Source organism: Acidovorax sp. Root275 (assembly GCF_001428965.1).
In the GTDB taxonomy this organism is placed as follows: Bacteria; Pseudomonadota; Gammaproteobacteria; order Burkholderiales; family Burkholderiaceae_C; genus Acidovorax; species Acidovorax radicis.
In genome coordinates, this window is record NZ_LMJH01000008.1 from 508,148 (window position 1) to 521,845 (window position 13,698).

Consider the following 13,698-nt stretch of genomic DNA (forward strand, 5'->3'; position numbering starts at 1 on the left):
CGTGATCTGCATGCTGTCTGCGGGGCTTTGGGGGGGATTGCTGTCTGCGGGTGCTGCACAGGGGTACAGTCTGCGCCCATGACTGAGCGCCCCTACACCGACGTTGCCGTGATCATGCGCTGCGAGCACATCGACAACCGCTGGCAGCCCTGGCGGTGGTCGCTGGCCGAGGTGGTGATCAACGAGCCCGCCTTTGGCACCGAGCCGCGCCAGATCATCCAGGACGAGCGCGAGCAGCGCTGGCTGTTCCCGGGGTTCCGGGCAGAGCTGTACCGTGATGACGCCGAGGGCTACCACCTCAATCTCACCTCGCCCGCGCCCTGCTGGTTTGTGCTGTGGCGCCCCGACGAAGACCCCGGCATGGGCGAGATCCCGCTGGCACGCCCTGTGGCCGTGAGCCTGAGCTACCACGACGCTGGCCGCTGGCTGGACGCGCAGGAAACCGTGGAACAGGTGCCTGCGGCGCCTGAGGTGGTGGAGACCCTGCGTGCCTTTGTGGCCGAGCACTACCAGCCCGAGCCCAAGCGCCGCAAGCGCCCTGACAGTTTCCGCACGCTGCAGGACCGGTTTGGCAACCCCGCATCCGTCTCCACCGAAAAGCAGCGTGGTGGTGGAGGGAGCGGCGGCGGCAATGCCGGAGGAGGGAGCCATGGCTGACGGGTTCCTGGGCCGCTGGTCGCGCCGCAAGCAAGAGGTGCGCGAAGGGAAGCCGGTGGAAGAGCCGCCACCACCGGCGCCGCCGTTGCCCCCACCTGTTGCTTCGTCGTCACTGGCCCCTACGTCCGCCGTGGTGTCAGGTGCTTCCGACACGGCGGCAGAAGGCGCCGCGCCCGTCGCCGAGGCCCCGCCATCCCCCACGCTGGCCGATGCCCAGGCGCTCACGCCCGCGTCCGATTTCAAGGCCTTTGTGGCCCGCGATGTGTCGCCCGAGGTGCGCAACCTGGCCATGAAAAAGCTGTTTGCCGACCCACACTTCAATGTGATGGATGGGCTGGATATCTACATCGGCGACTACACCCAGCCTGACCCGCTGCCCGAGGGCATGCTGCGCAAGATGGCCAGCGCCCACGCAATGGGCTTTTTTGACCATGAAAGGAAGGCCGAGGCCGAAGCATTGCCCGATGTGCCGGTCGATGGCACTGCTGTGGAAACAGGTGCCGACGTGGGGTCCGACGCAATAGCCCCTGCCCGTGCTCAGCCTCGGGATGATGCGGAGGGGCAAGCCCCAGCAGACGTGGCACAGTCCGGGGTATGCAACGCTATTCCTAGCGACCCCTCCCGCGAGCGTGAGGTGGCCATCCCGCCCGGTGAGGTCGCGGTGGCCATCCCAGCCAGCCACTCTGAACATGACCACGACGCTCATCTGCGACTGCAACCAGACGATGCCCCTCAACGCCAAGGCGTTGGGCGCGGCGCTGCATGAAGACCTGACCCTCCACTCCACCCTGTGTCGGCGCGAGGCGGGCGCCTTCCAGAAGGCCATCCAGTCCGGTGACGATGTGGTGGTGGCCTGCACACAAGAGCAACGCCTGTTTGGCGACCTGGGCCAGCAGACCGAAGGCGCGGTATCCCCCATCCGGTTTGTGAACATCCGCGAAACCGGCGGCTGGAGCCGCGATGCCGCCCAGGCCAGCCCCAAGATCGCCGCGCTGCTGGCGGCCGCCCGGCTTCCCGACCCTCCGCCCGTACCCACGGTCACCTACAAGAGCACGGGCCGCTTGCTCATCATCGGACCGCTCGACCAGGCCGAGCAGGCGGCCGCCCTGGTGTCGGACGTGCTGGATGTGACCCTGTTCACCCAAGGCCCTGGCAATGCCGGTGGCGCGCAGGCGCGGCGGTTCCCGGTGCTGGGCGGGCGCATCACGGGCCTCACGGGCTGGCTGGGCGCGTTCGAGCTGCAGTGGAAGGCCGACAACCCGATTGATCTGGACCTGTGCACGCGCTGCAACGCCTGCGTGGCCGTCTGTCCTGAGAACGCCATTGGCCTTGATTACCAGATCGACATGGCTGCCTGTCAGTCGCACCGCGCCTGCGTGAAGGTCTGCCAGGTGGCCGGTGCCATCGACTTCACCCGCGACGCCATCGCACAGACCGAGCGCTTCGATCTGGTGCTGGACCTGCGCTCCCCGACTGCTACGCCTACTTTCTTGCAGCACGCGCTGCCGCAGGGCTACCTGCGCTGGGACGGGCGGGACCTGGGCACGCTGCTCAAGTTGCGCGAGCTGGTGGGCGAGTTCGAGAAACCCAAGTTTTTTGTCTACAAACAAAAACTCTGCGCCCACAGCCGCAACGAAACCGTGGGCTGCAACGCCTGCGTGGACATCTGTTCGGCCGAGGCCATTGCCAGCGACAAGAGCCGCCAGCAAATCAAGGTGAACCCCAACCTGTGTGTGGGCTGCGGCGCCTGTACCACCGTGTGCCCCACGGGCGCGCTGACCTATGCCTACCCCAGTGCGACAGAGCAGGGCACCAAGCTCAAGACCTTGTTGTCCACTTACGCGGCCGCAGGCGGCAAGGACGCCGTGCTGCTGTTGCACAGCCAGGAGCGCGGCCAGGCACTGGTGGAAGAACTGGGCCGGGCTGCGCAGCTGAAGCTGGCGCACGGCGTGCCAGCCCACGTGATCCCGGTGGCGCTGTGGCACACGGCCAGCACCGGGGTGGACCTGTGGCTCAGCGCCATCGCTTACGGCGCCTCGCAGGTGGTGGTGCTGACGACACAGGAAGAAGCACCGCAGTACCTCGATGGCCTGCAGGCGCAGATGGATGTGGCCCAGAGCCTCTTGCGCGGCCTGGGCTACACGGGCACGCATGTACAACTGCTGCGCGCTACCCACCCCACCGAGCTGGATGCCGCATTGCAGGCCCTGGGTCAGACGCGCCAGAAGACTCCCGCCGTGGCCGCACGTTTTGCGGTGGCGCAAGAAAAGCGCAGCACGCTGGAGATGGCGCTCGACCACCTGATCGAACAGGCCCCGATGCCCGTGGCCGAGCGGCCCGAGGCCATTGCCTTGCCAGCCGTGGGATCGCCACTGGGCACCATTGAGGTCAACAAGGACCGCTGCACCCTGTGCCTGAGCTGCGTGAGTGCTTGCCCCGCCAGCGCGCTGCAGGACAACCCGCAACTGCCGCAGCTGCGCTTCATCGAGAAGAATTGCGTGCAGTGTGGCCTGTGTGCCGTCACCTGTCCGGAAGACGCGATCACCCTGCAACCCCGTTTGCTGTTGGCGCCGGAGCGCGCTCAATTGCGCGCGCTCAACGAGGCCAAGCCCTGGGCCTGCGTGCGCTGCAGCAAGCCCTTTGGCACCGTCAAAGCCATCGAGGCCATGCTGGGCAAGTTGTCGGGCCATGCCATGTTCCAGGGCGAGGCGCTGGAACGGCTCAAGATGTGCAGCGACTGCCGCGTGATCGACCTGTATTCCTCCCAAAGCGAAACGAAAGTGACGGACCTGTGAGCGCCCAACCTGCTTCTTTGACATCCCCTGGCGGCAGCTCTGCGCTGGACGAGGAAACCGCTCGGGCCGAACTGTATGGCCTGCTGTCGCAGCTGTATTACGCCGCGCCCAGCACCGAGCTGTTGTCGGCCCTGCGTGTGGCCGTGACCGAGGCGCCCGCCGATGGCGCCTTTTTGCAGGAGCCCTGGCAAGTGCTGGTGGGTGCGGCCCNAGCGACAGCGCGATGGCACAAGAGTTCGACCGCCTCTTTGGCGGGGTGGGCAAGCCCGAGGTGTTTTTGTACGGCTCGCATTACCTGAGCGGCTTCCTCAATGAGAAGCCATTGGCCCGTCTTCGCACCGACCTGGATCGGCTGGAATTGGCACGCGACGAGTCGATGTCCGAAACCGAGGACCACATCGCCTACTTGTGCGAAGTGATGCGTTACCTGATCGCCGGGGATGACGTCGCTGTCAGCAACCTGACGGCGCAGCGCGACTTTTTTGCAACGCATCTGCAGCCCTGGGTGCTGCTGCTGTGTGATGCCCTCGCGGCCCATCCGCAGGCGCAGTTTTATGCCGCGCTGGCCCAGTTCACGCGGGCCTTTGTATCGGTAGAAACCCAGGGCTTTGACATGCTCGACTAGCCTCCGGGAGGCCGGAAAAACCTGCCTGCGTTGCTATAAAAGATGAGTGCGTTAGTGGGAGGTGTAAAGCTCGATTGCAGGGTTTTACACACTGACATAGACTGTATGAATTCCGTTTCATAGCTGCCAGCCATTCTGGAGACAAGCATGCAGAACCGCCAGCCCAATTCCTCACGCCGGAGTTTCTTTTCCGGCGCCGCCACTGTAGGGGCTGCAGCAGCAGCTGTTGTGGCTCTCCCCCAGGTGATTCCCTCCGATGCCACGGTGTCAGAGCCTGCTCGTGTGGCACCTGAAAAGGGCGGTGGTTATCACCTGACTGCCCACGTGAAGCAGTACTACAAAACCACCCAACTCTGACAGCGGGGCGCTCCATGTTGCTCACCAAGAAGTCCTCACACGCTGCGCAGGTCGCATCGTCGTCTGCCTCTCCCTTTGTTCATGGCCTGCGCCGTGGCCTTTCGCAGGCCTTGCCCACCATGGACCGGCGCTCGTTCCTGCGCCGTTCCGGTCTGGGTGTGGGCGTGGGTATTGCCGCATCGCAGCTGACACTGGTCAAGAAATCCAATGCTGCCGAAGGCGCCAAGGTTGGCATCGGCGACAGCAAGATCGAAGTGCGCCGCACCATCTGCACCCACTGCTCGGTGGGCTGCGCGGTGGACGCAGTGGTCGAGAACGGCGTGTGGGTGCGGCAAGAGCCTGTGTTCGATTCGCCCATCAACCTGGGTGCCCACTGCGCCAAGGGGGCGGCGCTGCGTGAACACGGCCACGGCGAGTACCGCCTACGCTATCCCATGAAGCTCGTCAACGGAAAGTACGAGCGCATCAGCTGGGACACGGCGCTGAACGAGATCACCGCCAAGATGCAGGAGCTGCGCAAGGCCAGTGGTCCGGACAGCGTGTACTTTGTGGGCTCGTCCAAGCACAACAACGAGCAGGCTTATCTGCTGCGCAAGTTTGTGAGCTTCTGGGGCACCAACAACTGCGACCACCAGGCGCGCATCTGCCACTCGACCACGGTGGCCGGCGTGGCCAACACCTGGGGCTACGGCGCCATGACCAATTCGTACAACGACATGCAGAACAGCAAGGTCGCTTTGTACATTGGCTCCAACGCGGCCGAGGCCCACCCCGTGAGCATGTTGCACATGCTGCATGCCAAGGAAACCGGCTGCAAGATGATCGTGGTGGACCCGCGCTTCACCCGTACGGCCGCCAAGGCCGACGAGTATGTGCGCATTCGTTCGGGCACCGACATTCCTTTCCTGTTCGGCCTGCTGTATCACATCTTCAAGAACGGCTGGGAAGACAAGAAGTACATCAACGACCGTGTCTATGGCATGGACAAGGTGCGCGAGGATGTGCTGGCCAAGTGGTCGCCCGACAAGGTGGAAGAAGCCTGTGGCGTCAAGGAAGACCAGATGTTCAAGGTCGCCAAGATGCTGCACGACAACAACCCCGGCACCATCGTGTGGTGCATGGGCCAGACGCAGCACACCATTGGCAATGCCATGGTGCGTGCCTCGTGCATCTTGCAGCTGGCCCTGGGCAACGTGGGCAAGACGGGGGGCGGCACCAACATCTTCCGTGGGCACGACAACGTGCAGGGCGCCACCGACGTGGGCCCCAATCCAGACTCGCTGCCCGGCTACTACGGCCTGGCCGAGGGCTCGTGGAAGCACTTCGCGGCGGTGTGGGGTGTGGACTTCGAGTGGATCAAAAAACAATACGCATCGCCCGCGATGATGACCAAGAGCGGCATCACCGTGTCGCGCTGGATCGACGGCGTGATGGAGAACAACGAACTCATCGACCAGGATTCCAACCTGCGTGGCGTGTTCTTCTGGGGGCACGCGCCCAATTCGCAGACGCGCGGCCTGGAGATGAAACGGGCCATGGACAAGCTTGATCTGCTGGTGGTGGTGGACCCATATCCTTCGGCCACCGCCGCCATGGCGGCCATGCCCGGCAAGGCCGAAGACCTGAATCCCAACCGTGCGGTGTACCTGCTGCCAGCCGCCACGCAGTTTGAAACCAGTGGTTCGTGCACGGCATCCAACCGGTCGCTGCAGTGGCGCGAGAAGGTGATCGAGCCGCTGTGGGAGAGCCGCTCCGATCACATGATCATGCACCAGTTCGCCGAAAAGCTGGGCTTTGCCGCCGAGCTCTCCAAGAACTACAAGATGCAGAAGGTCAAGGGCATGGACGAGCCCGTGCCCGAGGACATCCTGCGCGAGATCAACAAGAGCGTGTGGACCATCGGCTACACCGGCCAGAGCCCTGAGCGCCTGAAGGCCCACATGAAGAACATGCACCTGTTCGACGTGAAGACCTTGAAGGCCAAGGGCGGCAAGGACAAGGACACGGGCTACGACTTCACCGGCGACTATTTCGGCCTGCCCTGGCCCTGCTACGGCACGCCTGAGCTCAAGCACCCCGGCTCGGCCAACCTGTATGACACCTCCAAGCACGTGATGGACGGCGGTGGCAACTTCCGCGCCAACTTCGGCGTGGAGAAGGATGGCCAGAATCTGCTGGCAGAAGACGGATCGCACTCGCTCGGCGCTGAAATCACCACCGGTTACCCCGAGTTCGACCATGTGTTGCTCAAGAAGCTCGGCTGGTGGGATGACCTCAGCGATGCGGAGAAGGCCAAGGCCGAAGGCAAGAACTGGAAAACCGATCCCACGGGCGCGATCATCCGCGTGGCCATGAAGCATGGCTGTCACCCCTTTGGCAATGCCAAGGCGCGGGCCGTGGTGTGGAACTTCCCCGATGCCATTCCCCAGCATCGCGAGCCGCTGTATGGCACCCGGCCCGACCTGGTCGCCAAGTACCCCACACACGACGACAAGAAGGCCTTCTGGCGCCTGCCCACGCTCTACAAGAGCGTGCAGGACAAGAACGTGGCCGACAAGGCGTACGAAAAATTCCCGCTGATCCTCAGCTCGGGCCGTCTGGTCGAGTACGAAGGCGGTGGCGAGGAAACCCGCTCCAACCCCTGGCTGGCCGAACTGCAGCAGGAATCGTTTGTCGAGATCAACCCCAAGACGGCTGCCGATCGGGGCATCCGTAACGGCGAACGTGTGTGGCTGAGTTCGCCCACCGGGGCCCGCATCAATGTGCAGGCGCTGGTGACCGAGCGCGTGGCACCCGATACGGTGTGGATGCCGTTCCACTTCTCGGGCCGTTGGCAGGGCGCGGACATGCTGGCTTACTACCCCAAGGGCGCAGCGCCTGTGGTGCGTGGCGAGGCGGTGAACACCGCAACGACGTATGGCTACGACAGCGTGACCATGATGCAAGAAACCAAGACCACGATCTGCAACGTGGAACGTGCTTGATCGCGCGGCGCAAGGAGACATCCCCATGGCACGAATGAAATTCATCTGCGACGCAGAGCGCTGCATCGAATGCAACGGCTGCGTGACCGCCTGCAAGAACGAGCACGAGGTGCCGTGGGGCGTAAACCGCCGCCGCGTGGTCACGCTCAACGACGGTGTGCCCGGCGAAAAGTCCATCTCGGTGGCCTGCATGCACTGCAGCGATGCGCCCTGCATGGCCGTGTGCCCCGTCAACTGCTTCTACCGCACCGAAGAGGGCGTGGTGCTGCATGACAAGGACGTGTGCATCGGCTGCGGCTACTGCAGCTACGCCTGCCCGTTTGGTGCGCCACAGTTCCCATCTCAGGGCACGTTTGGTGTGCGCGGAAAGATGGACAAATGCACCTTCTGCGCGGGTGGCCCTGAAGCCCATGGCAGCCAGGCTGAGTTTGACAAATACGGCCGCAACCGTTTGGCCGAGGGCAAGCTGCCCGCCTGCGCAGAGATGTGCTCCACCAAGGCGCTGCTGGCCGGTGATGGCGATGTGGTGGCAGATATCTTCCGCAACCGTGTGGTGCAGCGTGGCAAGGGCGCCGAGGTGTGGGGCTGGGGGACGGCCTATGGTTCGCAGCAGGCAGGCCAGCCTGCAGGAGGCAAGTCATGACAAAGCGTCTTGTTCATTCGGCCCTGGCCGCCGCTGTGGCTCTGGTGGCGCTGACCGCCTGTGGCGAAAAGCCGCAGACCGGTGCGGGCATCCGCGGTGACGCTGCTCCCTATGCGGGCACGGGCAGCAATTTCATGCAACCCGGCTGGAAGGCCGGGGACAAAGCCGGTTGGGAAGCGCAGCTCAAGGCGCGTCAGCAGTACGGCCAGAACGAATACACCCGCACCCAGTCCAAGTGAGGCCCGCCATGAAACACATCATGTGGTCCCTGGCTTTGGCTGCGGGGTGTGCCTGGGGGCCTGCGGGTGCCCAGGCTCCGGCAGCGCCGGATGCCGCCTCGCCTGCAGTTGCTGCACCAGTCGCCCCAGCGGCAGCCGGTGGCGGTGGCATCCAGAGCCAGAACATCTTTGAGGTCAAGCCGGACGCCAGCGCGGACCCCAAATACGCCGAGCAGACCAATGGCGAGCGCGCCAAGGTGCAGCCGGGCAACAACGCGCCCATGTGGCGCCAGGTGGGGCAGGGCGTCACGGGCTACAGCAGCCTGCCCAAGAGCCAGGCCCCCGAGGCCGGCAACCTGATCCAGCCTTTCGTGCAATACCCCGGCTCACGCTTCACCAACGCAGGCGAGGCATGGCGCCAGGTGCGCAACCACTGGATCATTCCATATGGTGCGGCCTTGTTTGCCATCGTCTTGCTGGCGCTGGGCATCTTCTACTTCGTCAAAGGCCCGATGGGGCACGAACATCCCGATGGCGCAGGCACCCGTCGCATCGAACGTTTCACGCCGTTCGAGCGTGCGGCGCATTGGTCCAATGCCTTTGCGTTCATTGCGCTGGCCCTCTCTGGCATCGTCATGGCATTTGGCAAGTTCTTCCTGCTGCCCATCATGGGGGCCACGCTCTTTGGCTGGCTTACCTATGCGCTCAAGAACGTGCACAACTTCATGGGTCCGCTGTTTGCCGTGTCCCTGCTGGTGATCATCCTCACCTTCGTCAAGGACAACATCGCCAACCGCGCGGACTTTGTGTGGCTGTCTAAGGGTGGCGGCATGCTGGGTGGTGACCACCAGGTTCCCTCCCACCGCTTCAATGCGGGCGAGAAGGGCCTGTTCTGGTGGGGCATCACCATCCCGGGCATCTTTGTGGTGGCCACGGGCCTCGTGCTCGACAAGCTCATCCCTGGCTTTGGTGACGTGCGCGGCGACATGCAGATCGCCCACATGATCCATGCCACCCTGGCGATCTGGATGATGGCGCTGATCTGTGGCCACATCTACATGGGCACGGTGGGCATGCGCGGTGCCTACAAGGCCATGAGGACGGGTTATGTGAGTGAAGGGTGGGCCAAGGAGCACCACGAGCTTTGGTACGACGATGTCCAGGCGGGCAAGATTCCTCGCCAGCGCAGCGCCAACCCACCGGCAGCCGATGCTGCAGCAACACCATCTGCGGGCCAGCCCGCGCAGGTATGAGGTTTCGCACCATGACCCAATTTTCTCGCTCTTCCTTGCTGGCGCTGTGCGCGACCAGCGTCTGTACCCTGGCCTCGGCCAAGTTGCCCGCACCGTCACCAGAAGCGGCAGCGAAGGCCGCAGAGACCGCCGCCAAAGCCGCCTGGGCTGGCAAGGTCGACAACTACAAGCTGTGCCTGTCGCAAGACCGCGTGGCGGCCCACTACCGCAAAACCACGCCAGCGGCCAAGCCCGCAGCGGCGGCAGGTGCTGCCTGCACCGACCCCGGCCCCTTCGCCTACACGCCGCCCGCGGCCAAGCCCATTGAAGCGGCGGGCGCCCATTCGCCACCGGGCACGGCCAGCAGCCCGCCCAGCACGCTGACGCCTGCCGCAGCCGCGTCAGCGCCCAAGTCCTGAGGGCCACCGTTGCCTGGCTGCTGAACGCCGCGCCCACCGAGTGGAGCGCGGCTTTTCTTTGTGGGCGTGACTTGCGCCAGACAGGGCTCAGGCAAACAGCTTGCCCCAAGGCGAGGTGGCTGTTGCAACCTCATTTGCGTCAGTGCTGGTGGGTTGTGGCACCCGTGCCGCAATCCATTCAGATCCCCCATGCTCGTCCCTGGCGGCCTGTACTGCGTATATTCGCTCCATGCTCCCCCCTTCACCTTCTGTCTTCCCCGTTGCACCTGTGCTGCCACGCCTGACGCAGGCGCATGCGTCCCTTACCCACAGTGTGGAGGTCGTCAACGAGTTGGGCGAGCGGGAGCAGGTGCAGATCCCCGCCGAGCGGCCCCTGACCATCTATGTCGACAAGCGTGAGCTCGTCACGCTCATGACCCTGGGTGCTCAACCCGAACTGCTGGTGCTGGGCTACCTGCGCAACCAGCGGCTGGTCGAGTCTGTATTCGACATCGAATCCATCACCGTCGATTGGGAGGTGCACGCCGCTGCCGTGCGCACGCGCCACGGCATCGCCCGCATTGAAGAGCGCACTGCGAGCAAGGTGGTGACCACCGGCTGCGGCCAAGGCAGTGTGTTTGGCGGGCTCATGGACGAGGTGGATCGCATTACCCTGCCCGAGGCACGCCTGACACAGGGCGAGCTTTACGGCATCGTGAACGCCATCCGCCTCAAGGAAACCACCTACAAATCCGCAGGCTCCGTGCACGGTTGCGCCTTGTTCCGGGGCGAGGTGCTGCTGACCTTTGTGGAAGACGTGGGGCGCCACAACGCCATCGACACCATTGCCGGGTGGATGTGGATGAATACAGATGGCCTCCACGTGGCTGAAGATGTTTCCTCGGTGCTGCCGGATGGTGTGCCTGCAGAAAATGCTGCCGTGGAGAACCTGCACGCGCCGATGTCCGGTGCAGACAAGGTGTTCTACACCACGGGCCGGCTCACCAGCGAAATGGTCATCAAGTCCGCACAGATGGGTGTCCCCATCGTGGTGTCCCGCAGTGGCATGACCCAGATGGGGCACGCCGTGGCGCAGCAACTGGGCCTGTGCGCTATCGGGCGCGCCACCAATCGGCGGTTTGTCTGCTACAGCGGTACGGACCGGTTGGTGCTGCAGCCGGAATTGGCGCAGCCGCCGGTGGTGCCTGTGGCTAAGGGGGCTGCTGCCTCTTGAGGCGGGAAGGAGTGGGTGGCTGGGTGCCCGGTGCGGACTTGGGCAAATAGAGGCTTTCCAAGCCACTGCTTCAACCAGAAGTAGACGGTGGGAGTCACGCCCCAATCGGTCGTTGGTACCCGCTACTCGAACTATTAGCGATCCCGGAAGTTACCCGCCAAGCGCACAGATTCCACCGGCTCGGAGCTATAGTTTCCTCGCGATGCCTGTTTTTCCAACGCTAGACCTCTATATGCCCCACACGACCGCGTACCACCAGTTAGGGCGATTCATCGTCGCATTCCAGCATCTTGAGGCTGCGGTAAACGATCTACTTGAGCTGCTCTCCGGCGGCGACTGTGAGGCAACCCGGATACTTGCAAACGATCTCGAGTACGGCAAACGTCTCAACACGGCCGACGTTCTGTTCGCACGATTCGTGGACATTCGAGTTAACACGGACGCTGCGTCCAAGATCGGGTTTCACAAGCTTATGGTGGAACTTCGCGAACTTGGAGAGCGGCGAAATGACATGGTGCATTCGCGATACCAGCCTTGGATCGATGTCCATGGCAACGCAGGCCTTCTTCGAATGAACTCTAAGCTTCGGGGCAAAACTGGCCAACGGGAGGAACTGGAAGAAGAACTTCAGCCTGACGCATTCGATGCGGACCTGGACCGTCTGGCTCGGGCCGCAGCACGACTCGAGGAGTTTCGGCTGAAAGTGATCGATTGGCTGTAGCCGGGGCTTGATATCTAACGGGTCGATCGGCACGGATAGCCTATCGGCGGACTCACGCGCCAAGAGTCCGCCGGTCAACTCCAACATTGAGTTGCTGCTTTGTCCTGAAACCACCTGCAGTTCCTGCCCGGAAGAAACCTCCCCCGCAGTGGCATGATCCCCCCATGAAAGACCTGAACGCCAAGAGCGCCTGGGCCGACACCCTGCCAAGCCAGTGGGGGACCGAGCCCGCCAAGATTGAAATCCCGCTGGGCGAACAGCCACCAGCGCCTTCGTCGGACACGGCTTCCCCCATGGCCCCGGCTCCTACCCGGCTATCCCTGTGGGGCTGGATGCAAGAGGGCGTGCGGGCTGGATTGTTTCTGCCGCTGCGCACGGGCGCTGCCACGCCTTCGCCTTGGCAGGTGCTGGTGCTGTCGCTGCTGGGTGGCGCATTGCTGGTGGGGGCTGCGCGGTTTCAGGTGGCGGGGCCTGCGCAGTTCAATCTGCGGGGCTGGCTGGCACCGATGTGGAGCAGCCTGGTGCTGATGTGGCTGGCCTGGTGGGCCATGGCCCCGGCACAGCGCGCAACTGCGGCAACAGAGGCGCCTTCGGCAAGTACCCCGGGGCCTTCGGGCGGGCTGGCGGCTTGGTATGTGCTGTCGGCGTGGGCGCCGCTGGCGCCCCTGTTGCTGTTGTATGCCTTGATGGGGGCCGTGGCGCACAAGCCTGCCCTGTGGGATGGGGCGGTAGCTGGCAATATTTTCTGGGTGGCCTATGGCTTGCTCACGCTGTGGGTGCTGGCTGTGCTGGTGGTGGTGAGTGCACGCTTCATTCGCTCGGGGTTGCGCACGGCCATCTTTTCGGTGGCGATGGCGGCAGTGATCGGGGTCGGCATGTGGCAGTTCCAGGACCAGCCCTGGGAGCTCGATGCCCAGGCCCTGGCCGGTGCGTCCGCCCAGGCGGGCGAAGGGGCGCAGGCACCACAGGAGCCCGCACACCTTGTGCTGTCCCAGGCGGTCTTTGAAAACCAGCAGGCGCTGTGGGAGCGCCAGGTGAAGGCCCTGCCCGCCGGCCGCGATGGCGTGGTGGATGTCTATGGGCTCGTGTTCGCGCCTTACGCCAGCGAAAACGTGTTTCGACGCGAAAGCACCATGGTCAGTACGCTGCTGCAAGAGCGTTTTGACGCCCAGGGCCGCGTGATCCACCTGCTCAATCATGCCGAAACCGCAGACACCCACGCCTGGGCCACGCCGCAGAACCTGCAGCGCGCCATCACCGCGCTGGCCCAGCGCATGGACCGCGATAGCGATGTGCTGGTGGTCTACATGACCTCCCACGGCGCGCGCAACCATGAGCTGGCGGCCTCGCACTGGCCGTTGGAAGTGCCTCCGGTCACGCCCGAAATGCTGCGCACCATGCTGGACGAGGCGGGCATCCGCCACCGTGTGATTGCCGTGTCGGCCTGTTTTTCGGGTGGCTGGATCGAGCCCCTGGCTACCGACAGCAGCCTCATCATGACCGCCGCCGATGCCACGCACACCTCGTACGGTTGCGGCACGCGCTCCGAACTCACCTTTTTTGGCCGGGCAGTGTTCCACGAGCAGTTGCGCCAGACGCATTCGTTCACCGATGCCTTCGCCAAGGCCGTTCCCGTGATTGCGCAGCGCGAGGTAGAGGCAGGCAAGGAGGACGGCTTCTCCAACCCGCAGATCCACGTGGGTGCGCAGATTGTGCCGGTGCTGCGGGCGCTGGAGCTGCGGCTGGCAGCCACCACGGTGGACGGGGAAGCTTCGGGCGCGCGGGGTGCCAAGCAACCCTGAGCCAAACACCCCACAGGCAGCCAGCCCGTTGA

12 protein-coding genes and 2 pseudogenes are annotated in these 13,698 nt (G+C 64.1%); all 14 read left to right on the plus strand.

The window, feature by feature from the left end; all coding sequences use genetic code 11:
* The first annotated feature begins 78 nt into the window (after positions 1-78).
* The 14 genes and pseudogenes from ASE52_RS12435 (at position 79) to ASE52_RS12490 (ending at position 13,666) form a co-directional block, all read left to right on the plus strand.
* Positions 79-657, plus strand: coding sequence for a DUF3305 domain-containing protein (locus ASE52_RS12435; protein WP_057226479.1), 579 nt, complete (start codon positions 79-81; stop codon positions 655-657).
* On the plus strand, positions 650-1,423 hold the full coding sequence (locus ASE52_RS12440; protein WP_057226481.1) for a DUF3306 domain-containing protein: 774 nt from the start codon (positions 650-652) through the stop codon (positions 1,421-1,423). The genes ASE52_RS12435 and ASE52_RS12440 overlap by 8 nt, the downstream gene beginning before the upstream one ends.
* Positions 1,383-3,452: a 4Fe-4S binding protein gene (locus tag ASE52_RS12445; protein ID WP_057226483.1), complete on the plus strand. Its 2,070-nt coding sequence runs from the start codon at positions 1,383-1,385 to the stop codon at positions 3,450-3,452. Before ASE52_RS12440 ends, ASE52_RS12445 begins: the two co-directional genes overlap by 41 nt.
* A gap of 44 nt (positions 3,453-3,496) precedes the next feature.
* Positions 3,497-3,662: pseudogene (locus ASE52_RS26300) on the plus strand (molecular chaperone); the annotation flags it as partial.
* Between the two features lies 1 nt (position 3,663).
* Positions 3,664-4,077, plus strand: a pseudogene (locus tag ASE52_RS12450) (molecular chaperone TorD family protein); the annotation flags it as partial.
* Between the two features lie 147 nt (positions 4,078-4,224).
* The gene (locus ASE52_RS25105; RefSeq protein WP_082606854.1) at positions 4,225-4,434 is read left to right on the plus strand and encodes a formate dehydrogenase; all 210 of its coding nucleotides are present in this window, start codon (positions 4,225-4,227) and stop codon (positions 4,432-4,434) included.
* Positions 4,435-4,448: 14 nt separating this feature from the next.
* Positions 4,449-7,418: a formate dehydrogenase subunit alpha gene (locus ASE52_RS12455; protein ID WP_057226485.1), complete on the plus strand. Its 2,970-nt coding sequence runs from the start codon at positions 4,449-4,451 to the stop codon at positions 7,416-7,418.
* A gap of 25 nt (positions 7,419-7,443) precedes the next feature.
* The gene (fdh3B, locus tag ASE52_RS12460) at positions 7,444-8,061 is read left to right on the plus strand and encodes a formate dehydrogenase FDH3 subunit beta (protein WP_010463288.1); all 618 of its coding nucleotides are present in this window, start codon (positions 7,444-7,446) and stop codon (positions 8,059-8,061) included.
* A complete protein-coding gene (locus ASE52_RS12465) occupies positions 8,058-8,300 on the plus strand; it encodes a hypothetical protein (RefSeq protein WP_010463289.1) in 243 nt (80 codons plus the stop codon). The genes fdh3B and ASE52_RS12465 overlap by 4 nt, the downstream gene beginning before the upstream one ends.
* Positions 8,301-8,308: 8 nt before the next feature.
* A complete protein-coding gene (locus ASE52_RS12470) occupies positions 8,309-9,532 on the plus strand; it encodes a formate dehydrogenase subunit gamma (protein WP_057226487.1) in 1,224 nt (407 codons plus the stop codon).
* 11 nt (positions 9,533-9,543) lie between these two features.
* The gene (locus tag ASE52_RS12475) at positions 9,544-9,930 is read left to right on the plus strand and encodes a hypothetical protein (RefSeq protein ID WP_057226489.1); all 387 of its coding nucleotides are present in this window, start codon (positions 9,544-9,546) and stop codon (positions 9,928-9,930) included.
* Positions 9,931-10,159: 229 nt separating this feature from the next.
* Positions 10,160-11,143 (plus strand): formate dehydrogenase accessory sulfurtransferase FdhD, encoded by a 984-nt coding sequence (locus ASE52_RS12480; RefSeq protein WP_057226491.1) that lies wholly within the window; start codon positions 10,160-10,162, stop codon positions 11,141-11,143.
* 232 nt (positions 11,144-11,375) lie between these two features.
* The gene (locus ASE52_RS25675; protein WP_140426225.1) at positions 11,376-11,864 is read left to right on the plus strand and encodes a hypothetical protein; all 489 of its coding nucleotides are present in this window, start codon (positions 11,376-11,378) and stop codon (positions 11,862-11,864) included.
* Between the two features lie 164 nt (positions 11,865-12,028).
* The gene (locus tag ASE52_RS12490) at positions 12,029-13,666 is read left to right on the plus strand and encodes a C13 family peptidase (RefSeq protein ID WP_057226494.1); all 1,638 of its coding nucleotides are present in this window, start codon (positions 12,029-12,031) and stop codon (positions 13,664-13,666) included.
* Positions 13,667-13,698: the final 32 nt, after the last annotated feature.

What these genes read in the sequence shown, in the direction of transcription:
- ASE52_RS12440 (WP_057226481.1), top strand. Translation starts at nt 650, where the DNA reads ATGGCTGACGGGTTCCTGGGCCGCTGGTCGCGCCGCAAGCAAGAGGTG.
- ASE52_RS12475 (WP_057226489.1), top strand. Translation starts at nt 9,544, where the DNA reads ATGACCCAATTTTCTCGCTCTTCCTTGCTGGCGCTGTGCGCGACCAGC.
- ASE52_RS12445 (WP_057226483.1), top strand. Translation starts at nt 1,383, where the DNA reads ATGCCCCTCAACGCCAAGGCGTTGGGCGCGGCGCTGCATGAAGACCTG.
- fdh3B (WP_010463288.1), top strand. Translation starts at nt 7,444, where the DNA reads ATGGCACGAATGAAATTCATCTGCGACGCAGAGCGCTGCATCGAATGC.
- ASE52_RS12490 (WP_057226494.1), top strand. Translation starts at nt 12,029, where the DNA reads ATGAAAGACCTGAACGCCAAGAGCGCCTGGGCCGACACCCTGCCAAGC.
- ASE52_RS12465 (WP_010463289.1), top strand. Translation starts at nt 8,058, where the DNA reads ATGACAAAGCGTCTTGTTCATTCGGCCCTGGCCGCCGCTGTGGCTCTG.
- ASE52_RS25675 (WP_140426225.1), top strand. Translation starts at nt 11,376, where the DNA reads ATGCCCCACACGACCGCGTACCACCAGTTAGGGCGATTCATCGTCGCA.
- ASE52_RS25105 (WP_082606854.1), top strand. Translation starts at nt 4,225, where the DNA reads ATGCAGAACCGCCAGCCCAATTCCTCACGCCGGAGTTTCTTTTCCGGC.
- ASE52_RS12470 (WP_057226487.1), top strand. Translation starts at nt 8,309, where the DNA reads ATGAAACACATCATGTGGTCCCTGGCTTTGGCTGCGGGGTGTGCCTGG.
- ASE52_RS12455 (WP_057226485.1), top strand. Translation starts at nt 4,449, where the DNA reads ATGTTGCTCACCAAGAAGTCCTCACACGCTGCGCAGGTCGCATCGTCG.
- ASE52_RS12435 (WP_057226479.1), top strand. Translation starts at nt 79, where the DNA reads ATGACTGAGCGCCCCTACACCGACGTTGCCGTGATCATGCGCTGCGAG.
- ASE52_RS12480 (WP_057226491.1), top strand. Translation starts at nt 10,160, where the DNA reads ATGCTCCCCCCTTCACCTTCTGTCTTCCCCGTTGCACCTGTGCTGCCA.